Genomic DNA, 22,921 nt, shown 5'->3' with positions numbered 1-22,921 from the left:
GGGGCAGGTTCTTGCCCAGGCAGAAACCTGACTCTCCCGCGGACGGGACGGGTGGCGGATGGTGAATGTGTGCCCGGCGGAGACCGGGCGCTGCGGACCTAGTTCGTCACCACATCTCAGGAGTGTTTCTCATGTCCAGGACTCGTGTCAGTTTCGACAGCGCCGGTATCGAGATCGCGGCGCATCTCTACCTCCCCGACAGCGAGGCCGGGGCCGGGGTGTCGGTTGCGCGTCCGGCGCTGGTGGTGGGTCACCCCGGGACCGGTGTGAAGGAGCAGACGTCCGGCACCTACGCGCAGCTGATGGCCGAGCGCGGCTTCGTCACCCTCGCCTTCGACGCCGCCCACCAGGGCGAGTCGGGGGGTCTGCCGCGCGGGCTTGAGGACCCCGCCCAGCGCATCGAGGACTTCAAGGCCGCCGTGTCCTACCTGAGCACCCGTGAGGAGGTCGACGCCGACCGCATCGGCCTGCTGGGCGTCTGCGCCTCCGGTGGCTATTCGCTGGCCGCCACCGGTGGGGATCACCGGGTGAAGGCGGTGGCGACGGTGTCCACCGCCGAGCCGGCCCGCCAGTTCCGCTTCGGCGCGGACGGTTCCCAGGACCCGGCCGTCTTCCAGGCCCTGCTGGACGCCGCCGCCCAGGCCCGTACCCGCGCCGCCCGCGGCGAGGACCCCGGGGTGCTGACCATGTTCCCCGACACCGCCGAGGAGGCCGGCGCGCTGGGCGGCGAGCACGGCATCGAGGGCTGGGAGTACTACTGCGGCGCCCGCGGCTACCACGAGCGCTCCGCGAAGTTCCTCACCTGGGACAGCGTCGACAAGATGGCCTCCAGCGACGTCTTCCGCGCCGTGCCGCTCATCGGCCCCCGCCCCATCCTGCAGATCATCGGCGAGCGCGCGGTGACCGCCTGGATGGCGATCGAGGCCCACCAGGTTGCCACCGGCCCCAAGGAACTCCACCGCATCCCCGGCGCCAGCCACGTCGACCTCTACGACAAGCGCGAATACATCGACCCCGCCATCGACAAGCTCACCGACTACTTCACCACCCACCTGACCAAGTGACCGACAGCCCGTCACTTCGCCTGGAGAAACCGTTCCTCCGGCTCGGGCGCGTACCTGGTCGAGCCACCGTCGGGGAGGAATCGGCGGAGGTGGTCGAGGATGTCGGTCTCGTTCGGGGCGGTGGTGCGCAGAGCCACGTAGCCGTCCGGGCGGATGACGAGCAGGGTGTCGCCGTCGATGCCGTAGTCCTGATGGGCACTGCCCTCGCGATCGATGAAAGCGGTCCCTGGGGCGGCGTCGGGCGCCGCCCTCGGGAGCAGGGCGGCAACGGCGAGGTGGTCCGGGAACCGTCGGGCCAGGGCGTCTGCGCACTTCGCGCTGCGTGAGCCGAAGGCCAGTACGGTGCTGTGCGGGCCGCGGAAGAGGTCGAAGAGCCGCACCGCCGTACCGTCCGCCTGATACACCACGGAGTCGGGTGCGCGGTCGCCCGCCTGCACGTGCGGGTGCTCACTCGCCTGCTGGGTGCGGGGAGAGCCGTTGAGCTCACTGCCGGGGTAGCACACCTTGAGCTGCAGCGTGTCCCTGCCGCGGGCCCCGCCGGGCACGACGCCCCGGACGCGTTGGGCGATGAGCTCGCAGGACAGATTCAGCACGTCGGCCGCGACCGGCAGTCGCTCCTGTTCGTAGGTGTCCAGCAGCGCCTCGGGGGCGCCCCTCAGCACGTGCGCGAGCTTCCAGCCGAGGTTGTAGGCGTCCTGGATGCCGGTGTTCATGCCCAGGCCGCCGGCGGGCGCGTGGACGTGGGCCGCGTCGCCGGCCAGGAACGCCCGCCCGGCGCGGTAGCGGTTCACCATCCGCACGTTGAAGCGCCAGATGGACTGCCACGCGACTCGGCGAATGCGGAGGTCGCTGCGGCCGCTGCGCTCCTCCACCAGCGCCTGGATCTGCTCGACCTGGAGTTCTCCCGCGGTGTCGGGGCCCACACCGACCTGCAACTGGAAGGTGTCGGTCGCCGCCATCGGGCACAGGGCCAGCAGCCTTCCGTCGGCGCTGGGCCACCAATGCCAGAAGTCGCGGTCGAGGCCGCTCACCTCGACATCGGCGGTCAGCATCCTGACCGTCTCATCCGTCTGTCCCAGGAATTCGATGCCCAGCAGGGTCCGCACCGTGCTGGACGCCCCGTCACAGCCCACGACATGAGAGAACCTGCCGTGCTCGGAACCGCTCGCGGACTTCAGGAGGACCCGCACTCTGTCACTGTGCTGGGTGAGGTCGGCCAGTTCCGTCCCGTACTCCACCGTCACACCCAGATCCGCGAGCCGTTCACGCAAGATCTCTTCCACCCGCCATTGCGGGAGCAGCACGGTCCGGGGGTAGGGGGTCGAGGGCGTGGGTTCCGGGACGCCGGGTACCACGTCACTGGTTCCCAGCACCGACCTGCCCCGATATTTGCGGATGGCCAGTCGGGAACGACTCGTCGCCAGTACCCGCCCGGCAACCCCCAGGTCGTCGAAGACCTCGACGCTGCGGGGCTGCAACCCCTTCCCGCGAGAGCCGGCGCGGGGGGCGGCCTCTCTGTCCACCAGGCGCACGTCGACACCCCGGCGCGCCAACTCGATCCCGGCCACCAGTCCGACGGGGCCGGCCCCCACGACAAGCACCGGCCCCCACGGGCCGGTCAGGCCCCTGGCCGCGTCACCGTTGTCGACTTCACTCATCGCACCGAACCGTCCCGTTGAAGAGGTATACGCGGAGATGAACCTACTCTCGGACGACAAGAGAAAGGTGTGAGTTATCTGCTGCACACATGTGCAGCAGGCCGCAGGGACGCGTGATCGTCAGGGCACGAGGTCCGCCAGCTTCCGGGGGTGCGAGAGATGTGGGAAGTGACTGGTGGACGGGACAACGCTGAAGACTGTGTCCGGCAGGTGGGAGTGAACCCATGCACGATAGGGCTCGGGCAGCTCGCTCGTGCTGACATGCCGATAGAAGACGCCCTGTTCGCGCAGCGCAGCCAGGTCCCGTTCGCGCCCCGCGCGGATCTCGTCCGCGGACCTGACCAGCACGTCGTGCCAGTAGCCGAGGAACAGTTCCTGCCGGGGGGTGGTGACGGTGCGGACCAGTTCCTGCGCCTCCGGCGGGAGGCTGTCGATCCCCATGCCGGCGGTCAGCCGCTCCCACAACCGCAGATAGTCCGGGCCGCGCAGTAGTTCTTCGTTCTGGCGCAGGAGTTCGCCGAACGGGCCGGGCAGCAGGGGCTGGTCGACGTTGACGACGCCGCGCACGGGGTGTTCGGCAGCGTAGACGGTGGCCAGCAGGCCGCCGACCGAGTGCCCGACCACCACGGGTGAGATGAGCCCCGCGGCGGTGACCGCCTGGTGCACGAGCGCGGCCACGGCGTCCAGGGTGTAGGAGGTGCTCTCGGGTGAGGCGCCGTGGCCGGGCAGGTCGAGAGCCAGCACTCGGCGGCCCGCGGGTAGCTGGGCGAGGAAGGGGGCCCAGTGCCGCCGGTCGAACGTCAGCCCGTGCAGAAGAAGCAGGGGTGGTCGTACGTCGTCCGGTGTGCCGTGCAGATCACCGGCCAGACCGCCGAACACGCGTGTTTCGATGTGTGTCATTCCTACCCCGAATCGCTGATGTGTCGAATGTCGTCGAGATCATTCGAGAGGGCCCGTGTCATAGCCACGCGGTGTGTCACTCGGTGCACCTCGCTGACCTGTGGCACCGAACTGGCGCGAACGGCGGGTCAATCACCGCGTCGGGCAGATCGGCAGCAAAGCGAAGGTGTCCCCTCGGGGCATGTCCGCGCGCTCACGCGGCTTGGGTATTTCGTGCGGCGCTGGCCCTCGCCCCTCACCGCACGTGCTCGCGGTTGCCGAAACCCTAGTCCCGGAAGATCGTCCCCGTCTCGACGGGGTGGCTGCAGATCAGTCACCCGGCAGCCAGGCAGCAGGCAGAATCGCCGCATGAGCCACGCATCGCAGCTGCTAGCCGACAAGGTCGCCTTCGTCACCGGGGCCGGGCGGGGCATCGGTGCCGCCGCGGCCCGGTTGTTCGCCAGGGAAGGCGCCCGCCTTCTCCTTGCGTCCCGTACGGAGTCCCAGCTCAAAGCAGTTGCCGAGCAGATCCGGGAGGCCGGCGGCATCGCGGACCATGTGGCCTGCGATCTTGCCGATCCGCTGAGCATCCGGGCCGCCGTCGATCGGGCCGTCACCCTGTACGGCCGTCTCGACATCGCCTTCAACAACGGCGCCACGGGTCAGCCGCCCGGTCCGATGGACCAGTTGGCGGAGGCCGACTTCGACGAGGTCAGCGCCGTCAACCTCAAAGGCCAGTGGCTGGCCATGAACGCCGAGGTCGCCGCGATCCGTGCCACCGCCGGCCGGGGCGCGATCGTCAACAACTCCAGCGTCGGCAGCCTGCTGCCCAACCCCGCGCTGCCCGCGTACGGCGCCACGAAGGCCGCGCTCAACCACCTCACCACCACGGCGGCCGCGACCTACGGCCCCGAGGGCATCCGCGTCAACGCGATCGCCCCCGGCACGACACTCACCGAGATGCTGTACGAGTGGGACGAGCGTTCGCCCGGTGTCATCGACCAGTTGAACACCCGGACCGCACTGCGCCGTGCCGCTGATCCCGAGGAGATCGCTGAGGCGGCGGCCTGGCTGCTGAGTGACCGTGCCTCGTATGTCACCGGCGCCGTACTCCGGGTCGACGGGGGCAGGATCAGCTGAGCCCCCGCTGACTGAGGTACCGGCGCCAGCGTGTGCTACTTGGCCAGGAACTCCAGCAGCGCCCGGTTCACGTCGTCCGCATGGGTCCACAGGAGGCCGTGCGGCGCGCCCTCGATCTCCACGTAGTCGGCGGAGGGCAGGGCCTGGTGGAAGAGGCGGGCGGTGGATTCGACCGGGAGGATCCGGTCGCCCGTGCCGTGCAGGATGAGCGTCGGTACGTCGATCTTGGGGATGTCCTGGCGGAAGTCGGTGCCCCAGGTGAGGGGCGCGGCGGCGGCCGCGTGGGCGCCGCCGCTCGCGGCCACGTTCCAGCTGTTGCGTACGGCTTCGTCGCTGATGCGTGTGCCCAGGTTCTCGTCGAGGTTGAAGAAGTCCTGGAAGAACGCGGTGTAGTAGGCGTACCGGTCGGCCTTCACCGCGTCGGAGACGCCCTGGAAGAACTCCGCGGGTGCCGCGCCACCCGGGTTGTCGTCGCTCTTGACCAGGCACGGTTCGAGGGAGCCGAGGAAGGCCGCCTTGGCGATGCGTGTGGATCCGTAGGTGCCGAGGTAGCGGCCCACCTCGCCGGTGCCCATGGAGAAGCCGACGAGAACGGCGTCGCGCAGATCCAGCTTCTCCAGCACGGTGTTGAGGTCGGCGGCGAAGGTGTCGTAGTCGTAGCCGACGGTGGGCTGGCTGGAGCGGCCGAAGCCGCGGCGGTCGTAGGTGATGACGCGGTGGCCGGCGGCCAGGAGCGCTGCGGACTGTTTCTCCCACGAGTGCCCGTCGAGCGGGAAACCGTGGATGAGGACGACGGGCTGTCCGGTCCCGTGGTCCTCGTAGTACAGCTCGATGTCTGTCGTGTTCTCCTGGCCCACGGTGATGAACGGCATGGGTGTCCCTCTCGGATGGGTTGTGGGGCGACGGGTGGTGCCCCCGAACTCGGTTTCGCGCCTACAGATTTGTATCGGGGCGTGCGCCCCCGTAACCGTCAAATGACTCAAATTCGTACGCCAGCGGGCAGGAGGCTCATCCGGTCGTCCGTGAACCCGAGGTGGAGTCGCCGCCGTTTCAGTGCTGGAGGCTGCCTGTCGATCGGGCCGGTCCGACGCGGTGTCCGGTCGCGGCACCAGCACATGCCAGCCTCTCTTCGTCCCCTTCGACACAGACAGGTCGTGTATCCGATGCCACTGGACTCGGCGTTCGCCAAGATTGTCGACGCCTATCGGACCTGTGAGTTCGCCACCCTCGGCCGGGACGGCACGCCGATCGTCTGGCCGACGGCGACGCTTCGTCTCGAGGACGACACGTTTCTCGTCACCACGTCGATCGCCTTCGCCCAGAAGGCGCTCAACGTGCGTCGCGACGGCAGGGTCGCCCTGCTCTTCTCCGATCCCACCGGCAGCGGCTTGGACGGTGCTGAGCAGGTGTTCATCTCCGGTACGGCGGTCTGCCCGGAGGAGATCGTCACCTCACCGTCCGGCCATGAGGCGTACTGGTCGATGCTCTTCGACCGCCAGCCCGACAGCCGGCGGTATGTGGACCTGCCCGCTCGTTGGCTCATGGACTGGTACTACCTGCGGCTGCTGATCACCGTCACCCCCACGGCCGTGACCGTCCGCCCGCCCCTGTCCGCCGGTCTGCGCACCGCCGCGGACACGGGGTTTTCCCTGCCCGGCGCCGACATTCTCGCGCGCTTTTCCACCGCCGTCCTCGGTGCCCGGGACGCTTCTGGTGCTCCCCTGCTCATGCGGACGCCGGTCCGGGCGACGCCGGAGGGGTTCGTGGTGGAGACCGCTACCGATTGCGAAGTGGTGGCCGGTCCGGCCTCTTTGCTCGTGCACCGCCACGACGACCGGCTCGCCGGTCTGTACAACGCGCTGGTGCGGGGCGAGTTGCGGCGGTCCGACGATGGCGGCTGGCTGCTGGTGCCGCACCGTGTCGTCGAGCCGTCGGGAGGCGGCGGCGCTCGCACACTGCGTAACGCCCGTCGCGCGACGAACGCCTATCTCCGCAAGCGCGACCTGCGCCAGCCGCGGGTGGACTGGCCCGGGTTGAAGGCTCTCGCCGCCGCGTCCGCAGCCCGGGCCGGCGAATCCTGACTCGGGCTGCCGATCCCTGGTCAGGACGCGGCATCCGGGGCGGGCGCAAGTGCTCCAGAGCGCCGCCCGCCCCGTCAGGTGTCATACCTCGCGGTCCGAGCGCCAGCCGCATTCCTCGTGCGGGCACTGCAGCGTGAGAATGCCCGGATGGGCACTGGGGCCTCGGTGGATGTCAGGGGATCCGCAGCGGGGGCATGCGCGGTCGGGGAGGGCGGACGGGACCGTTCGATCCCCGGGGTCTGCGGGCGCCGTCCGATGGGCGGACGCTGACGCGTTGTTCTGGGGGTGCAGGAGGACCTCGCAGAGGGGAACAGCCGACCTTCTTCGCCGGCGGACAGGCCTTACATCGACGACAACGGGACAGAGGCGGAGCGGGGTTCATCCGGTGGTGGGCAGTGCCGGGCATCGGAAGACATGTGTGTGATGGCGATCACACAGGTTTTTCTCCCGTGCCTGTAAGAAGCGGGCCGCTGCACACATTTCCAGGTATGAAAGCCGAGATGAGGGGGTGCTCGTGACGCCTGCCGAGCGCTTCCACGATGTCTACGAGGAGTGCTACCCGCGAGTCCTCGCCTACGCCACCAGTCTGGTGGGACGTCAGGTGGGCGAGGACATCACCAGCGAGACGTTCACCGTTGCCTGGCGGCGCATCCACGACGACGTCCCCCACCCGAGCCTGCCGTGGCTCCTCGGGGTGACCCGCAATCTGGTGCGGGAGATGCGCCGCCGGGACGCTCTGCGGTACCTCCTCGCCGCCGAGGAGGCACAGCGCATCGCCGATGGCGCCCAGGACCGGGCCGGTGACGTCGCGGCGATGGTCACCGACCGGCATGTCGCGCTGCAGGCCCTTGCGGGTCTGCCGGAGAGCGACCGGGAGTTGCTGACCCTGATCGCCTGGCACGGCCTGAGCACGAAGGAGGCCGCCCAGGTCCTCAAGTGCACCGGCGCAGCACTGGCCGTCCGTCTCTACCGTGCGCGCCGGCGCCTGGAGAAGGCCCTGGAAGCGGCACAGGCGGCCGACCCTCCCGAGGCGGCGTCCGCGCGCGCCGTAGGCATCACCCGACCGCACAGCGAAGGAGCACCCGCGTGAAGAAGGCACAGGATCGATCGAAGCGAGCCGACACCCTGCAGGTGCTCGCGGACGCGCGGCCCGACGAGCTGGACCCGGCACGGTTGGCCGACCCCACGCGGCAGCGGCAGGACTTCGCACGTATCGTCGCCGAGCCCGTGGACGGCCGGGTGGCGCGCCGGTCGATGCGTTTCCGTCCGCTGGGGGCGGTTGCCCTCGTGGCGGTGGCGGCGTCCGTGGTGGTGTCGGTGGGCAGCTTCGACCGGCAGGCACCGGCCGCTCCGCCTGCGGCGCAGGCGCCCAGCGGCACGGCCGAGACTCCGGTCGACGGTCATATCGAACTGCTCAGCGCGGCGAAGAAGGCACAGGCCGCGCCCGCCGAGGGGACGTACTGGCAGACCACCACGCTGGCGCGGTACGTGGATGTCGCCGAGGTGGGCGGGCAGTACTTCGCCGTGCGCAGCGCGTCGACCGAGGACTGGTCGGTGGGTGTGCGGCCGGGGACGAAGAGTCTGATGGTGTCCGGTCTGGATTCCGAGGTCGAGCCCCGGACCGCGGCGGACGAGGCGGTGTGGCAGGCCGTGGGGTCGCCGCGCACGGTCCAGGTCGAGGTCGGGCAGCAGAGCGGGACCCACAAGGTCGCCTTCACCATGGGGGCCGGCCGGCCGACGGTCATGCGCACCGACCTCGGCGGCAAGATCTATGCCGTCGGCCCGAACAACGTCACGTACAAGGACCTGCGGGCACTGCCCTCCACCAGCGGTGAACTGCGCCGCTATCTGGAGGAGTTGTACGCGCAGGACAACGGCGCCGACGGCGGCACGTCGGGCCGCAGTACCTGGATGCTGCGTCAGGCGGGCAACCTCGTCACGATGCCCGTGAAGCCCGAGGTCCGGGCGGCGGCGTACCGGGTGATGGCCGGTCTGCCCGGTGTCCGGGTGGTCGGTCATGTCACCGACCCGCTGGGACGTGAAGGGGTGGCCGTCGAGTTCCCCGGCACGTACCGGACGGCACTCGGCACGACGAAGCAGCGGCTGGTCATCGACCCCTCCACCGGGGACATGCTCAGCGACGAACTCCTGCTCGTCGAGCCCTCGGCCAGGGCGAAGGCGGCGGGTCTCAAGGCGGGTACGGCGGTCAACTATCAGGCGACCAGCCGTATGGGCTGGGGCGAACGCCAGATCAGCGTGCCGAAGGACGCCCGGAGCTGATCCGGCACACCGTACAACTCGCGGCAGCGGCGGGCCGGTCGCGCTGCCTGGACGTCCCGCATGGTCCAGGCAGCGCCCGTGCCGACGGCCGTGATCCCGGTGCGCGGCGTTCGCCGGCACCCACGAGCCCCGCCCCGGGGCGCCTCGAACCTCCCGAGAAGGCCGATACCCATGCGCCTGCACAGGCCCTACCTTTCAGCGACCGCGGTCCTCGTCGTCTCCGCACTGGGGATCACCACGTACCACCACCTGGCCGAGGGCGACTCCCATGCGGCTCGTGTCCGGGCCACGAGCACCGAGCAGGCGGCCGAGGAGCCAGTGCCCGCGTCCGCTGCTCCGTCGGCGACGGTTCAATCGCGGCCGCAGCTCCCTACCCGGCTGCCGGGGCTCGGCCCGAAGACGCTGGCGCGCGTCCCGGCTGCCGCCCGGCAGGTCGTCGTCGTGACGGGAGCCGGCAAGAAGTCGTCGTCCTCGCAGGTCGTGCTCTGGCGGCGGGTCGACGGCGGCTGGCGTCGCGGGGAGGTGTGGGCCGCACACAACGGCTACGCGGGCTGGACGGACAAGCACTATGTGGGTGATCTGCACAGTCCCATAGGGGTGTTCGGACTCACCGACGCCGGCGGTCGGCTGGCCGATCCCGGCACCAGGCTGCCCTATCACCGGTCCGGTGCCTTCTCGGTCAGCGGCACCGGCTTCGAAGGGGAACCGTTGGCCGGGTCCTTCGACTATGTCATCGCCCTCAACTACAACCGGCAGCCCGGAACGTCGCCGATGGACGGCACCAAGCCGCTGGGGGAAGGCCGCGGTGGGGGGATATGGATCCACGTCGACCACGGCGGCCCCACCCATGCCTGCATCAGCCTCTCCAAGACCCATATGAAGGAGTTGCTGCGCACGCTCGATCCCGCGGATCATCCCGTCGCCGTCCTGGGCGACGCCGCCTCGCTCGCCCGCTGACCGCCCGGCCGGGTGTCAGCGGTGCGGTGAGCGGGCTCTTCGGCCGAGCCGCCCGGGGTCACCCGGTGCGCAGCAGTCCGGTGACGAGGAGGTGCAGGGTACGGCCGAGCATCTCGGCGAAGTCGACCTTCGTGTCGGTGAGTTCGGGGTGTCGCTGGGCCTCGGCGACGGCTTCCGAGGGGTGGGCGAAGGGCCAGAGCCCGGCCGTGCAGACGACAGTCAGGGAGACCAGTTCGCGGGCGGCGTCCGGCGTCAGCGCGGTGATGTGCCGGCGCAGCAGGTCGGCCAGGGCGCGCAGGAGTCGGACGTGGGCGAGCTTGAACTCGCGCGCCGACTCGGCGGAGATGTTCCGTTCGAGCTCCGAGCCCAGGGCGCTGAACAGGTCGCACAGCAGGGGGCGGCGGGCCAGCGAGTGGGCCAGGGTGTCCGTGACCGCGGTCACGGACCCTTCGGTCGTGGCCAGTTCGGCGGTCAGGTCGTCGATCCACTGGGCCAGGGAGCGGTTGAGGAGTTCGAAGAAGACCGCTTCCCTGGTCTCGAAGTAGCGCACGACGTTGGTCTTCGACAGCCCGACGCGGCGGCTCAGCTCGCGCAGGCTGATCTCACTGACCGGCATCTCGGTCAACAGCTGTGTCGCGGCGTCGAGGATGGCCTGCTTGCGGATCTCGCGCTGTTCGGCGCTGCGCGCGCGTTGAAAGCCGGCGGCCTTGTCGTCTGCTGTCATCGTCGCTTCCCCGGGGAACATCTCGCTCGCGGCCCGTGTGGCGCCGCCTGCGGCAACCCTAAGCCCCCTCGGCGCCGGTCCTCGGGGCGGCACCGGCGGGTCCGGAGTTGGTCTCTGAGGTGGCGCCGGGGGTGCGGCCGGGGCGGTTCCCGGCTTGGGGGCCGGGTGCCGGAACGGGCCCACGCGTCATACGGATTCGCTCACCTGGCGCCACTGCGCGTCCCCGGCGGCGAGGTTCTCGGCGAAGGTCCGCGCCACCTGAACGGCGTCCTTGCCGAGCAGCAGGCGCAGCGGCGGCCGCTCGGCCGCCACGATGTCGAGGAGGACCTGCGCGATGCGGTCCGGGTCGCCGGGCTGCTTGCCGTCCTGGCTGCGGATGGCGGCGACGGCACCGCCGACCACCTGCTGGTACGGCTCGCTGACGGGCGGGGTGGCCATGGAGGTGCCGGCCCAGTCGGTGCGCATGCCGCCCGGCTCGGCGACGGTGACCTTGATGCCGAGGGGGGCCACCTCCTGGGCCAGAACCTCGGAGAAGCCGCCCACCGCCCACTTCGCCGCCTGGTAGGCGCCCAGGCCCGGGACGGCCACCCGGCCGCCGACGGAGGAGATCTGGATGATGTGGCCGGAGCGCTGCTCGCGCAGGACCGGGAGGGCGGCGCGGGTGACGTTCACGACGCCAAAGAGGTTGGCCTCGATCTGGTCCCGGAAGACCTGGTCGGACATGTCCTCCAGGGCGGCCATGTCGGCGTAGCCGGCGTTGTTCACCACGACGTCCAGGCGGCCGAAGGCGTCCACCGCGGCCTGCACGGCCCGCCGGGAGGCGTCGGCGTCGGTCACGTCCAGGGTGACCAGCCGGACCTGGTCGCCGTACTTCTCGACGAGGTCGTTCAGGGGCTCGGTGCGCCGGGCGGTGGCGACCAGGTTGTCGCCGGCCTCCAGCACTGCCTCGGCGACTGCGCGGCCCAGGCCGCGGGAGCTGCCGGTGATCAGCCAGGTCTTGCTCATGGGGTGCCTCTGTTTCTGTTCTCGTCGAGACGCGATCTCATAAGAGGCCGCTGGACCTTTATCGCCTTCGACTTTAAGAGGCCACTGGACTCTTGTCTACTCCGGGGGCTCCTCCAGCCCGACATGGGCCCGCACCGAGGTGCGGGCCCACGCCGTTCACGGGGTGGCCGGACGGATCAGAAGGTGAGGCTCCAGCGGTCGAGGTAGCCGCCCTCACTCAGCGGGATGCCGGGGGCGGCCGGGGTGTAGTCGGTGACGCGGAGGTTCCAGATGCCGTTGGCGGGCAGGGCGGAGGCGTCCACGGTGAAGGTGTCGTGGAGTTCCGTGCCGGTGTCCCACTTGAAGTCCTTGACCATCAGCACCGTGCCGTCCGGGCCGACCAGTTGGACGACCTGGGCGCCGATGAAGGTGTGGACGAGGTCGACCGAGACCTTGAGGTCGGCGGGCGCGTTGCCGGTGCGGCCGGTGACCGTCAGGGAGGTCTCGACGCTCTTCCAGGGGGCGTAGTCGTGGCGGTCGGGGTCGACGAAGAAGTCGCCGCCTGAGGCCACCACGGTCCAGTCGAAGGAGTAACGGCGCTTCTCGGCGGCCGAGTCGGTGAAGGTGAGGGTGGTCGGGTAGGTGCCCGCTGTGGTGGGGGTGCCGGAGATCAGGCCGGTGCGGGAGTCGATGGCCAGCCCGGTCGGCAGACCCTTGGCCGCGTAGGTCACGGGGCCGGGGCGGGTGGAGACGGCGGAGACGGTCCGGGCGACCGGCTGGCCGACGGCCGCGTCACGGGTGTTCAGGGCCGTGATGGCGATGTGCTTGACGTAGCGGGGGCCGACGTTGACCGCGGCCCAGGCGTTCGCGACGGACTCGTAGGCGTCGCTGGTGGTGCCGAACAGGTCGGCGGCGGCCTGGAGGGTGGCGGTGCGGGCGCCGGCGTAGTCGGTGGTGCTGGTCATGTAGTGGGTCAGGGCGCGGTACCAGACGTTGGTGGCGTTGCGCAGACCGATGCCGGAGACCGGGAGACCGTCGTAGGTGGGGCTGTCGTAGTGGACGCCGTTGATGGTCCTGTGGCCGCTGCCCTCGGAGATCAGGTAGAAGAAGTGGTTGGCGACTCCGGCGCCGAAGTGCGGGTCGAGCAGGTGCGTGCCGGAGGTCCAGTAGTCCTGTGAAGTGCCCTTCTCCGAGGCGTCCTTGGACGGCTGGTCCATGTAGCGCAGGGGCTTGCCGGTGCCGCGGACGTCGGCGAGTTCGCCGATCGTGAAGTCGGGCACGTCCTCGGGGTTGTTCGCGAAGAACTCGACGGCGGTGCCCATGATGTCGCTGGTGGCCTCGTTGAGGGCGCCGGACTCGCCGGTCTCCAGGAGGCCGGCGGTGGCGGAGGTGACGCCGTGGGTCATCTCGTGGGCGGCTATGTCGAGTTCGGTGAGCGGGTGCCGGTTGTCCAGGCCGTCGCCGTAGGTCATGCAGAAGCAGCTGTCAAGCCAGTAGGCGTTGGCCAGGCCCGCGACGTGCACGTTGGACACGGCTCCCACGCCGTCGTCGGCTATGCCGTTGCGGCCGAACACGTCGTGGTAGAAGTTCCAGGTCGTACGCGAGCCGTAGGCGGCGTCGACGGCGGCGGTCGCCCGGTCGTCGGCGGTGCCGTCGCCCCAGACGTCGTCGGCGTCGGTGTACAGGACGCCGAGGCCCCCGTTGGTGACGTCACGGACGCTGTTACCGCCGCGCTGGGGGTCGACCAACTGGTAGGTGTCCCCCACCCGTTGGGTGTCGAGCTGGACGGTGCCGCTGTACTGGCTGTTGCCGACCCCGGCGGTCACCTCGTCGTAGGCGGCGAGCCGGTTGCCGGTGGCGGCGTCGAGGACGACGTGCAGACGGCTGGGCGTGCCGTCCTCCCGTACGCCGGCGATAACGTTGTCGAGGGCCAGGCGCGGAATGCCGGAACCGGCCCAGACAATGCGGCGCGCTGCTCCGGCGACGGCGGCGTGCTCGACATGCTCCTTCCTGGCCTCGGCCAGCGCCCCGCTCCTTGCGCGTTTCGCCGTCACCTCGTCCCTGACGGCGGCCACGGACAGCGGGGTGTGCAGGGAGTCGTCGAGGCTGCGGCCGTGCGGGCCGTCGTGCACGATCAGGTCGCCGCCGCCCTCGACGGGCAGCCCTTCGTAGGTGCGCGCGTAGCGGGTGTGGACCGTGCCGTCGGCGTCCTTCAGGACGTCCTTGGCCACCAGGTTCTCGTGGCTCCCGGCGTGCAGTGCCTTTCTGACGTCGGGGCGGTCGGCGGCGGCCCGGTCGAGCAGCGAGGAGCGTTCGGCGCGGCTGAGGGGCACGGTTTCGGCGTTCGCCCTGGCCTTGGCCGCGAGGAGCGGGGGCGCCGAGGTGTGTGCGGCGTCGCGGGCGGTGCCGGTGCCCACGGGGGCACGGGCGGTGCCGGTGCCCACGGGGGCGGGGGCCGCGGCGGCGTGCGGGGTGGTCAGGGCGAGGGTGCCCAGGGCCACGGCGAGGGACACCGCGAGCGGGCCCACGGGTCTCAGGCGCGACATCGGCCGGTCCGCGCGCGAAACACGTGCGACGGGGTTGAAGCGGGACATGACTCTCCTGGCTCGGAGGGGCAGGCGGCACAGGTGCCACGACGTCGGGGCTGCCTGTGGAGCTCAGAGGCGACTGCGACAGATGTACGAGGCAGCCGGAAGCGACGGGATCGTTGCAGGTAATGGGCCTGCTGTCAGCACTCCGGTGATCACTGTTCGAAATCCGGCCACTCCCGGGCTTCGACGCGTCGGAACCGACCGACCCCCGACGGGCACCTTTACGCCGCGGCAACATTCGGCCACTTCGGAACTTTGGCCAGTTCTCACTGGTGTCTGTGTGCCGCACCCAGCGGAGACATGTGCGTCCCGCGCCACCCCTGGCGGTGGCATTCCGCCGCGAACCGGGCAGGGACATGTGTAGACGGGTGTTCTGCGGCTAGTTTGACCTCATTGACGGCAACAGCCCGAGGACCAACATGCAGGTGCACCTGAACCCCCCGCTCGAACCCGGCAGTGCGCCCGAGCTCGCCGCCGCCATCGTGGCGGCGGCGGCCGACATCAGTGACGCGGCGCTGGACTACAGTCCCGAGAGCATCGACGTCGTGGAGGACATCGTCGACGGCTTCCGGGCCGAGGGTGTGAGCGGCGAGGACATGGCCGAGTCGCTGGTCGCCTTCGGTTGCTACCTCGGCGAGATCGTGACGCGCCACATCGGGGGTGCCTGGCAGCCCGCCCCGGCCGCTCATCCCACGACCGCCCCGTTCGTCGTGCTGCTGCCCGACGCTCGGGAGTGCCATCCCATCGACTGGGTCTTCAGCCGTCTGGAGTCCGGGGCCGCCGTCAGCATCCGCGACCTCTACGCGACGGCGGCGGCCACTGGGGCGGCCGGCCGGTTCGCGGAAGAAGCGGAGCGAGCGGAAGCAGCGGGAGTAGAGGAAGTCGAGGAAGTCGAAGAAGAAGGGGCGCACGGGTGAGCGCGTGCCGCGGCCTGTCCGGCCTGGAACGATAGAGGCGGCCCGGCACAGGGGCAGACAGGTCTGCGGACGGCGGGGGAGCGGAGGAGACGTGATCAGCGCGCACGTCGGCACGGCGGAGGGAACCGGCCCGGACGCCACCGGCCCGGACGCCTCCGGCCTGGTCGGTCGGGAGCGGGAACGGGAGCTGGTGGCCTCGTTCCTGACGGGCCTGCCCGCAAGCGGCGGCGTGCTCCACCTCAGCGGCGCACCCGGTACGGGCAAGTCCGCCGTCCTGCGCCTCGCCGCGGCCGAAGCGGCGGGGCAGGGCATACGTGTGCTGTCGGCGGCGTGGGCGCCCGGCGAGGAAGAAGTGACCTATGCCGCTCTGCACGGACTCCTACGGCCCGCTCTGACGCGTGCCGGCGACCTGCCGGATCGTGAACGGGCCCTCGTACGCGCCGCGTTCACCGGCAGCACCGTGCCGGGCCCCGCGGAGCTGGCCGCGGCAGGGCTGCGGCTGCTGGCCACGCTGCCGGAGCCGGTGCTGCTGTGCGTGGACGACCTGGAGCGGCTTGACGCCGCCAGCCGCGCGGCACTGCTCGCCCTGGCGGGGCTCTGCGGTTCGACGCCAACCGGATCGGCGTCGGGGGCGGATTCGGCGTCGGGGTCGGGGTCGGGGTCAGGGTCGGTGGGCATGATCGTCGCCGAGCGCACCGGAGGCGACTCACCGCCGTCTCCGCACGGCGTCGCTGTCACGCTCGGGCCGCTGCCCGACGCGCACGCCGGCTCGCTCGTCGCCCGCGCCGGGCGGGTCACCGGGTACGGCGAGGAGCAGCTCGTCCTCGCCGTGGCGCGCGGCAATCCGCTCGCCCTCACCGAGCTCTCCCTGGGCGGCGGTCCGCTCGGGGACGCGGCAGGTTTCGGCATGCTGCCCGCGACACCACGCCTGGCCGAGGCGTACGCGTACGACTGGGCGACGCTGTCGGCGCCCGCACGCGAGGTGCTGCTCACCGCCGCGCTGAGCGCCTCACCGTGCACGCGGGACATCCTGCGCGCGAGCGGCATCCTGTTCGGCGGCGACGACACGGCCCGCGCCGGGCTCTCGGAGCTCGTCGCTCGCGGGCTGGTCGTGGAGGCGGTCGACGAGGGGGTTGAGGGTCCTCGGGTTCTGTTCCGCGAGCCGCTGATGCGGCCGGCCGTGCTGTGGCTGGCGTCGGCCGCGCGACGTCTGGCCGTGCACGCCGCGCTCGGGCGGAGCCTCGGCAGTCCTGCCCACGCCGCCTGGCACGCGGCGCAGTGCGTGGCGGGCCCGGACGAGGAGCTCGCGGAGCGGCTGGACCGGCTGGCGGACGGTTCGCGCTCGATCACCGAGGTGCTGGTGGCGCTCGCCGCTCTGGAGGGTGCGGCGCGGCTCTCCGCGGATCCTGAACGCCGGGCGGTACGACTGCTGCGGGCCGCCGAGCTGGCCGGTGACCACGGTCTGGTGGACCAGGCCCTGCGGCTGGTGCGCCAGATCGATCCGACCGAGTTGGGGACGTTCGGGCGGGCCCTGCTGCTGCGGGTGCACGATCTGCTGCCGGGCAGCAGCGCGGCCGGCCGCGAGCGGATCGTCGAGCTGTGCGAGGCGGCACGCGCGGTCACCGCGCAGGATCCGGTGCTCCCCCGGAAACTGCTCCTCGCCGCGGCCCGCAGATGCCGGTGGCAGCAAGTCGGGCCGCGGGAAAGGGACTTGGTCCTGCACACGGCGGAGGAGCTGCGGGCCGGGCCCCGGGACGGCTGGTATCTCGTCGTGCTGTCGCTGATCGACCCTCTGCGAGTGCCCCGGCCACCGGTCCCGCAGCCCGTTCCCCGGCCCGCCGAGGTCGAGGGGCGGAGTCTGTTCAGCCAGGTGACCACGCTCACCGTCGACTTCGAACTGGCCGAGCCGCTCCTCAAGGAGGTGGAGGGCGCCTTCCGCGCCGTCGGCCGGTACGGGCAGCTGCCGCTGATGCTCGTACCGCGGACGATGTGCCAGATCTGGCTCGGCACCCAGTGGGACTCGGCTCTGGCGCTGGCCGAGGAGAGCCGGATGATCGCCGAGCGGACGGGACAGCAGGACTGGGCGGCGCGGGCCACGGGGATGCTGGCCATCGTCGCCGCCCTGCGCGGAGAGCACGACAGGGCGTCGGAGGGCGCCGCCGAGGTCGAGGAGTCCTCCCTGCGTCTCGGTCAGAGCCGGCAGCTCAGCCTGGCCGTGCTGGCCCGCGCGCTCACCGCGTCCGGCACGGGCCGCTACGCCGAGGCCTACGTCCGGTTGCGCTCTCTGTTCGCGGACCCGAGGACGCCGTACGCCTTCGAGCAGTTCTGGGGACTCGCCTTCCTGGCGGAGGCGGCGCTGCCCGCCGGGGAGCAGGCCGATGCCAGGACCGTCGTCGACCATGTCGCGGAGCTGACGCAGGCCGGGTGTTCGCCCTTGCTGGAGCGGATCGTGGCCTACGCGGAGGCGGTGCTCGCCCCGGACGGCGAGGCGGAGGAACGCTACCGGCGCGTGCTGCGGCCCGGGATCGAGGTGTGGCCGCTGCTGCACGGGATGAGCCAGTTCGGGTACGGCGCCTGGCTCAGGCGTCGGCGGCGCGTCACGGAGTCCCGTACCCCGCTGTCGGCGGCCGAGTCGCTCTTCCGGACCCTGGGCGCCCCCTCGCGCGCCGAACAGGCCGCCTCGGAGCTCCGGGCGACGGGCTGGGCGGCGGAGGAACAGCCGGCCGAGGACGACACGGACGACTTCTCCCGGCTGCTGTCGCCGCAGCAGCTCACCATCGCCCGCCTGGCCGCCCGCGGCCTGTCCAACCGGGCCATCGGGGAACAGCTGCGACTGTCACCCCGTACGGTCGCCTCGCACCTGTACCAGATCTTCCCGAAGCTGGGTGTGTCCTCGCGGGCGCAGTTGGCCGCGAGGTTCGGGGCCGACTGACGCGAGGCCGGTCAGGTGGTGCGCGGATCCGCCGGCCCGATCAAGTCCCGCAGTATCTCGGCCAGTTGGGCCCGGGAGGTCACTCCCAGGCGGGGGAAGATGCGGTAGAGGTACGCGCCGATGGTCCGCGGTGCGAGGCCGAGCTGTTCGCCGATCTCCCGGTTGGACAGGCCGCGGGCGGCGAGTTCGGCGATCCGCAGTTCGCGGGCCGAGAGCAGATCGCGCGCCGCGGCGGGTCGGGAGGGGCCCGGGGCGGCGCCGTCCGCCCGCTCCCCGGAGGCGCGTAGCTCCGCGGCGATCCGCGGGGCGCGTGCCTCGGCGCCCAGCATGGTGAAGGCGGCCGCCGCCTGGCGCAGGGTGGCCTGGGCGTCGGCGAACTGCCGCCGCAGTCTCAGCCACCGGCCCTCGGCCAGCCGCAGCGGCGCCTCCAGGTAGGGCCAGCGGGTCAGGTCTTCGCTGAAGGCCCGTTTGAACATTTCCTGGGCATCGTGCTCGTCCGCGAGTACAGCCCGGGCCACGGTGAACCGGAGGGCGACCGCTGGGGGACGTTGTTCGCCCAGCTCCGTCTCGAGACGGTCGAGCATCGCGAGCGCCTCCGGCGATGCCTGTTCGGCCTTGGCGGCCTCGGCGAAGGCCACCAGGGCGAACAGGGCGATCGAGCGGGTATGCGGGGCGTCGAGGAGCGACGACAGCGCGGGAAAGGCCGACGTGTGGTCGCCGCCCTCCACCAGGGCCCAGGCGGTGCAGACGGCGAGCACCGAGTCGATCGCCGGCATCGAGCGCCTGGCCGCCGCCAGCTCACGGGCGCTGCGGGGACCCGCCGGAGTGCCGGTGCGCAGAGCCCGTACGACATCCAGCAGAAGGCGGGCAGCCGCCGCGTGGTGGTCCTGGCGGTACGCGCTGTCGGCCAGCTTCGTGCAGCGCCGGAAGGCGTGCTCGGCCTGGGCCCAGCTGCCCATGCCCAGGTGTGCCAGGCCCTGTCTCAGCAGCGTCCAGGGCAGTTGGTCCGGCAGGGCGTGGAAGCGGCGGCGCTCCGCCTGCCGGAACAGGTCCATGGCACGGACCGGGTCACCGGCGAACATCGCGGCTTGCCCCAGGCGTTCGATGGCTCGCACCGGCAGGTCGGTCAGGTGCCGGTCGGCGGGCATGCCCGCGAGGACGGTGCCTGCCCGGTCCAGCGGGCGGACCATCGCCATGGCGTGCAGCCACCGGGAATCGTGCGCACGCTCCGGCATGCCGTCGAGGAAGGCCAGCAGCGCATCGCATCGTCGGTCGTCGCCCACGAGGACGGGCGCCGTGATCCGGGCCAGCTCCAGGGCGTTCTCCTGCTCGTCGACACCGACAGGGGTGGGCCAGCAGGCCGGGTCGGTGGGGTCTGGGGCGGCGGCGGAGCCGGGACCAACGGAGGCGGGATCGGGGGCGGCGGGGCCTGAAGCGTCGGGGGCGGGATCGGTGAGGGCCGACCGGTCAGGCGGGGTGGCCGCCTCACCGGATGCTGCCCCGGACGCCTCCCTAGGCGCTGCCGCGCGGACGTTCACCGACGTGGGCCGCGGCTGCCCGTCAGCGTGCTCGATGACGGTCAGGGCCCGGGCGCACAGGGTGCCCAAGGGGCCCAGCGGGTGGCGCAGGGCGCGGTGCGCCAGCGTGCGTGTCATGCGCTCCAGCCCGAGCAGCTGGGCGAGTTGGGCGGCCCGCAGGGCGCAGCGGCCCCGGTCGGCGGGGCTCGGGTGGAGGTCGGCGGCGCGCCGCAGCAGTCGTACGGCCATGGCCGGCTCGTACTGTTCCAGCGCGTCGCCGTGCATCGCCTCCAGGCGGGCGGCCAGCTCCGGGTCGTGCCCCTCCACCGCCTGGGACCGGTGCCACAGCATCCGTACCGAGCCGGGTGGCAGGACGGCCGACAGCGCGGCGTGCGCGGCCCGGCACCGGCGCGGGTCGGTGCCATGGACGACCGCCCCCGCCGTCGCGGGGTGGCCGAAGCGCGCCCGCAGGCCGTCGAACGCCACGAGGCCCGCGCGCTCCGCGGGGTCCAGTACCGCGAAGTCGAGTTCCGCGCCACCGAGCCGGGACGCTGCCGCCAGGAGCAGCGGCAGGTCCGCCTCCGGGTGCAGCGCGGCGACCAGCAGCAGGTCCCGGGTCCCGGCGGGCAGGCCCGCGGCGCCGGGCGCCATGGCGGCGGCCAGCCGGTCGGAGGAGGCGGGCATGGCGGGCCGTGCGTCCTCAGACGGGGCGGGCAGTTCCAGCAGGGCCAGGGGGTTGCCGGCCGCGGTCGCCAGGAGTTCGCGCGCGGTCTCCGCGCCGAGGTGCGGACGTCGCGAGGCCAGGAGCAGAGCGGACTCGGCGGGAGACAGCGGGCCGAGCGGGAGTGCCGGGAGGCCTGTCGCGGGGTCGGGCAGGGTGGGAAGACCGGTCGCGGGATGGGGCAGGGGGCTGTGCGGACGGGTGGTCATCAGCAGGGCCAGCGGATGGCCCTGGATCCGTCGGGCGACGAAGGTGAGCACCTGCCTGCTGGGTTCGTCCAGCGCGTCCCAGTCGTCCACGGCGACCAGGAGGGGCGGTCCGGCGTGGCTGACGGCTGTCAGCACCTCGCGAACGGTGAAGGCCAGCCAGGAGTGCCCACCGCCCGGTGCCGGGGCGCCGTCGACCAGCACGCCGAACAGTGCGTCGAGGTCCGCCGCGTCGAGGTCCGTGGCGCCGCGCACCGGCCAGATGATCTGGAGCAGGCCGGACAGGTCGGGCGGGTTGCCGCCGCGGATGCCGGAACACCGTAGGACCCGCATGCCATCGGCCCTCGCCGCCTGGACCGCGGCTTCCAGCAGTGCCGACTTGCCTGCCCCGGCCTGCCCGGGCACCACCAGGGCCGCGCCGCGGTCCGTCGCCTCGATCAGGAAGTCCCGCAGCGCTCGCAGTTCAGCGGCCCGGCCGACGAAGCCGAGGTCGCCAGACCCTGTGCGGTGGTGGAAGGAGGTGAGCGCCGGTGCGGGCTGTCCGTTCTCCACCGGGGTGAGGGAGGAGAACCTGTCTTGCGCGTTCATCGGTTCCCCCTGCTTGCTACGCACGGTCCCGTCCGTCGCCAGGAGCGCTCTCGTGCATGCTGCCATCCCGCCGGAGGGGAAGGCGAATGACCTGGGCGGTTAGGGTCGGCGGCATGCGTCTTGCTCTCTTCGACCTGGACGGCACCCTGGTCGACCGTCGTGCCGCGTTCGCCGATGCCATAGCCGAGCTCGTCCACGACCACGCCTACGGGCCGGAGATCGAGGGCTGGCTGCGTGCCGAGTTGGCCGACAGTGCGGATCGCGGTGACTTCGAGCGGTTGCGTGCCGCGTTCCCGGTCCGGGAGTCGGCCGAGCATCTGTGGCGGGTGTACGTCGACCGCATGGCGTCCGCCGTGCACTGCCGGCCCGTCGTGCTCGACGGTCTGGCGCGGCTGAAGGACGCGGGCTGGAGCATCGGGGTCGCGACCAACGGGGCCAGTGACATCCAGCGCGCCAAGGTCAGGGCCACCGGTCTCGCCGATCTGATCGACGGGATCGCCGCCTCCGGTGACATCGATGTGCGCAAGCCCGATGCGCGGCTGTTCGAGCTTGCCGCGGCTCGGTGCGGCACGCAGTTGACTCCTGGGGACTGGATGACCGGTGACAACCCCGAGTCGGACATCGCCGGTGGTGCGGCGGCGGGGCTGCGCACGATCTGGGTACGGGGCCGTGACTGGCCGGACGGGCTCGCGGTCGCGCATCACACGGCTGACGATGTCGTCGAGGCCGTCGACTATCTGCTCGCTCACTCCACGCCGTAGCGCGGCAGGGTCACGCCATGCGCTTGCGCAGGCGGTGCAGCAGCGCGTGGAGAGCGGGGTCGTCGTTGGCGCGGCGCCAGACCAGGTCCAGTTCCACGGTGGCCGGCGCGGGGAGTTCGAGGCGTTTGAAGACGACGTCGGGGTGGCGCAGTTGGGCGGCGGTCTCGGGGACGAGTGCTACGCCGAGGCCTACGTTGACCAGGGCGAGGATGCTGTGGACCTGGCTGAGGTACTGCGAGTAGACGGGGGTCACCTGGGCGGAGCGGAAGACGCTGATCAGCAGTTCGTGGAAGTAGCGGGCCTCCACGGGTGAGTACATCAGCAGCTCCTGGCCCTCGAAGTCCCTGATGTGCAGCGCTCCTTCACCCTTCGCGAGTTCGTGGGTCGCGGGCAGCGCGGCGACCAGTTGTTCCTTCACCGCGGGTGTGGAGACCAGGTCGGGGCCGATGGCCGAGGGGCGGACCAGGGCGAGATCGAGGCTGTTGTCGGCGAGCGCGGCGAGCTGGTCTCGGGTGACCATCTCGCGCAGGACGATCTCGGCGCGGGGCATCGCCTCGCGGGCGGTGCTCAGCAGGGTGCCGAGCACGGAGTGGGCGCTGGCGGCGGTGAAACCGACGGTGATGCTGCCCGCCTCCCCCGACGACACCTGCCGTACGGCGAGAGTGGCGTGCTCGGACTGGCGCAGGATGGTGCGGGCCTCGGCGAGGAAGGCCCGGCCCGCGGGCGTGAGTCGGACCGATTTGTTGGTGCGGTTGAGGAGTTGGGCGCCAAGGTCGTGCTCCAGCTGCCGTATCTGCCGGCTCAGCGGGGGCTGGGTCATGCGCAGGCGCTGTGCCGCGCGGGTGAAGTGCAGTTCCTCGGCGACGGCCACGAAGCTGGTCAGTTGCGTGAGTGTGAACAACGATGCTCTCCCGGTATCAA

General features: G+C 71.5%; 17 protein-coding genes. 9 read left to right on the top strand and 8 right to left on the bottom strand.

Features of this window, described 5'->3' with window-relative positions; all coding sequences use genetic code 11:
• Positions 1-131: 131 nt before the first annotated feature.
• A complete protein-coding gene (locus OG885_RS45495) occupies positions 132-1,064 on the top strand; it encodes an alpha/beta hydrolase (protein WP_331729469.1) in 933 nt (310 codons plus the stop codon).
• An 11-nt stretch (positions 1,065-1,075) separates the two neighbouring features.
• On the opposite strand, the gene OG885_RS45490 is transcribed toward OG885_RS45495, so the two are convergent.
• Both OG885_RS45490 and OG885_RS45485 read right to left on the bottom strand, forming a co-directional pair.
• Positions 1,076-2,722: an FAD-dependent monooxygenase gene (locus OG885_RS45490; protein WP_331729467.1), complete on the bottom strand. Its 1,647-nt coding sequence runs from the start codon at positions 2,720-2,722 to the stop codon at positions 1,076-1,078.
• 120 nt (positions 2,723-2,842) lie between these two features.
• On the bottom strand, positions 2,843-3,622 hold the full coding sequence (locus tag OG885_RS45485; protein WP_331729465.1) for an alpha/beta fold hydrolase: 780 nt from the start codon (positions 3,620-3,622) through the stop codon (positions 2,843-2,845).
• 348 nt (positions 3,623-3,970) lie between these two features.
• Between OG885_RS45485 and OG885_RS45480 the strand changes: the two genes are divergently transcribed.
• Complete coding sequence (locus OG885_RS45480; RefSeq protein ID WP_331729463.1) at positions 3,971-4,741, top strand: glucose 1-dehydrogenase; 771 nt, start codon at positions 3,971-3,973, stop codon at positions 4,739-4,741.
• Positions 4,742-4,776: 35 nt separating this feature from the next.
• On the opposite strand, the gene OG885_RS45475 is transcribed toward OG885_RS45480, so the two are convergent.
• On the bottom strand, positions 4,777-5,613 hold the full coding sequence (locus OG885_RS45475; RefSeq protein WP_331729462.1) for an alpha/beta hydrolase: 837 nt from the start codon (positions 5,611-5,613) through the stop codon (positions 4,777-4,779).
• A 291-nt stretch (positions 5,614-5,904) separates the two neighbouring features.
• Here OG885_RS45475 and OG885_RS45470 point away from each other — a divergent pair, with 291 nt between their 5' ends.
• The 4 genes from OG885_RS45470 to OG885_RS45455 all read left to right on the top strand — a co-directional run bounded on the left by OG885_RS45470 (position 5,905) and on the right by OG885_RS45455 (position 10,059).
• A complete protein-coding gene (locus OG885_RS45470; protein ID WP_331729460.1) occupies positions 5,905-6,822 on the top strand; it encodes a pyridoxamine 5'-phosphate oxidase family protein in 918 nt (305 codons plus the stop codon).
• 514 nt (positions 6,823-7,336) lie between these two features.
• Complete coding sequence (locus OG885_RS45465; RefSeq protein ID WP_405743347.1) at positions 7,337-7,912, top strand: RNA polymerase sigma factor; 576 nt, start codon at positions 7,337-7,339, stop codon at positions 7,910-7,912.
• A complete protein-coding gene (locus OG885_RS45460; RefSeq protein ID WP_331729456.1) occupies positions 7,909-9,102 on the top strand; it encodes a CU044_5270 family protein in 1,194 nt (397 codons plus the stop codon). Before OG885_RS45465 ends, OG885_RS45460 begins: the two co-directional genes overlap by 4 nt.
• A gap of 171 nt (positions 9,103-9,273) precedes the next feature.
• Complete coding sequence (locus OG885_RS45455) at positions 9,274-10,059, top strand: L,D-transpeptidase family protein (RefSeq protein ID WP_331729453.1); 786 nt, start codon at positions 9,274-9,276, stop codon at positions 10,057-10,059.
• A 58-nt stretch (positions 10,060-10,117) separates the two neighbouring features.
• On the opposite strand, the gene OG885_RS45450 is transcribed toward OG885_RS45455, so the two are convergent.
• From OG885_RS45450 to OG885_RS45440, 3 genes are all read right to left on the bottom strand, one after another.
• Complete coding sequence (locus OG885_RS45450) at positions 10,118-10,783, bottom strand: TetR family transcriptional regulator (RefSeq protein ID WP_331729450.1); 666 nt, start codon at positions 10,781-10,783, stop codon at positions 10,118-10,120.
• A gap of 186 nt (positions 10,784-10,969) precedes the next feature.
• On the bottom strand, positions 10,970-11,788 hold the full coding sequence (locus OG885_RS45445) for an oxidoreductase (protein WP_331729448.1): 819 nt from the start codon (positions 11,786-11,788) through the stop codon (positions 10,970-10,972).
• Positions 11,789-11,964: 176 nt separating this feature from the next.
• Complete coding sequence (locus OG885_RS45440; RefSeq protein WP_405743344.1) at positions 11,965-14,313, bottom strand: M4 family metallopeptidase; 2,349 nt, start codon at positions 14,311-14,313, stop codon at positions 11,965-11,967.
• A gap of 464 nt (positions 14,314-14,777) precedes the next feature.
• On the opposite strand from OG885_RS45440, the gene OG885_RS45435 reads away from it, so the two are divergent.
• Entirely contained in the window at positions 14,778-15,275 is a 498-nt protein-coding gene (locus tag OG885_RS45435; RefSeq protein ID WP_331729442.1) for a hypothetical protein, read from the top strand.
• A 91-nt stretch (positions 15,276-15,366) separates the two neighbouring features.
• Positions 15,367-18,207 carry an AAA family ATPase gene (locus OG885_RS45430; RefSeq protein WP_331729440.1) on the top strand — a complete coding sequence of 947 codons (2,841 nt, stop codon included), beginning with the start codon at positions 15,367-15,369 and terminating at the stop codon, positions 18,205-18,207.
• 11 nt (positions 18,208-18,218) lie between these two features.
• Here the strand turns inward: OG885_RS45430 and OG885_RS45425 are convergent, their stop codons facing one another.
• Entirely contained in the window at positions 18,219-21,239 is a 3,021-nt protein-coding gene (locus tag OG885_RS45425; RefSeq protein ID WP_331729438.1) for an AAA family ATPase, read from the bottom strand.
• A 113-nt stretch (positions 21,240-21,352) separates the two neighbouring features.
• Here OG885_RS45425 and OG885_RS45420 point away from each other — a divergent pair, with 113 nt between their 5' ends.
• Positions 21,353-22,000 (top strand): HAD family hydrolase, encoded by a 648-nt coding sequence (locus tag OG885_RS45420; protein ID WP_331729435.1) that lies wholly within the window; start codon positions 21,353-21,355, stop codon positions 21,998-22,000.
• Between the two features lie 10 nt (positions 22,001-22,010).
• Here the strand turns inward: OG885_RS45420 and OG885_RS45415 are convergent, their stop codons facing one another.
• Complete coding sequence (locus tag OG885_RS45415) at positions 22,011-22,901, bottom strand: LysR substrate-binding domain-containing protein (RefSeq protein ID WP_331729431.1); 891 nt, start codon at positions 22,899-22,901, stop codon at positions 22,011-22,013.
• Positions 22,902-22,921 lie beyond the last annotated feature (20 nt).

Source organism: Streptomyces sp. NBC_00028, from assembly GCF_045041065.1.
Taxonomy (GTDB): Bacteria; Actinomycetota; Actinomycetes; order Streptomycetales; family Streptomycetaceae; genus Streptomyces.
The sequence above is the reverse complement of the archived record's forward strand: the minus strand, read 5'-3'. Positions and strand labels throughout refer to the sequence as shown.

What these genes read in the sequence shown, in the direction of transcription:
- OG885_RS45495 (WP_331729469.1), top strand. Translation starts at nt 132, where the DNA reads ATGTCCAGGACTCGTGTCAGTTTCGACAGCGCCGGTATCGAGATCGCG.
- OG885_RS45490 (WP_331729467.1), bottom strand. Translation starts at nt 2,722, where the DNA reads ATGAGTGAAGTCGACAACGGTGACGCGGCCAGGGGCCTGACCGGCCCG.
- OG885_RS45485 (WP_331729465.1), bottom strand. Translation starts at nt 3,622, where the DNA reads ATGACACACATCGAAACACGCGTGTTCGGCGGTCTGGCCGGTGATCTG.
- OG885_RS45480 (WP_331729463.1), top strand. Translation starts at nt 3,971, where the DNA reads ATGAGCCACGCATCGCAGCTGCTAGCCGACAAGGTCGCCTTCGTCACC.
- OG885_RS45475 (WP_331729462.1), bottom strand. Translation starts at nt 5,613, where the DNA reads ATGCCGTTCATCACCGTGGGCCAGGAGAACACGACAGACATCGAGCTG.
- OG885_RS45470 (WP_331729460.1), top strand. Translation starts at nt 5,905, where the DNA reads ATGCCACTGGACTCGGCGTTCGCCAAGATTGTCGACGCCTATCGGACC.
- OG885_RS45455 (WP_331729453.1), top strand. Translation starts at nt 9,274, where the DNA reads ATGCGCCTGCACAGGCCCTACCTTTCAGCGACCGCGGTCCTCGTCGTC.
- OG885_RS45450 (WP_331729450.1), bottom strand. Translation starts at nt 10,783, where the DNA reads ATGACAGCAGACGACAAGGCCGCCGGCTTTCAACGCGCGCGCAGCGCC.
- OG885_RS45445 (WP_331729448.1), bottom strand. Translation starts at nt 11,788, where the DNA reads ATGAGCAAGACCTGGCTGATCACCGGCAGCTCCCGCGGCCTGGGCCGC.
- OG885_RS45440 (WP_405743344.1), bottom strand. Translation starts at nt 14,313, where the DNA reads ATGTCGCGCCTGAGACCCGTGGGCCCGCTCGCGGTGTCCCTCGCCGTG.
- OG885_RS45435 (WP_331729442.1), top strand. Translation starts at nt 14,778, where the DNA reads ATGCAGGTGCACCTGAACCCCCCGCTCGAACCCGGCAGTGCGCCCGAG.
- OG885_RS45425 (WP_331729438.1), bottom strand. Translation starts at nt 21,239, where the DNA reads ATGAACGCGCAAGACAGGTTCTCCTCCCTCACCCCGGTGGAGAACGGA.
- OG885_RS45420 (WP_331729435.1), top strand. Translation starts at nt 21,353, where the DNA reads ATGCGTCTTGCTCTCTTCGACCTGGACGGCACCCTGGTCGACCGTCGT.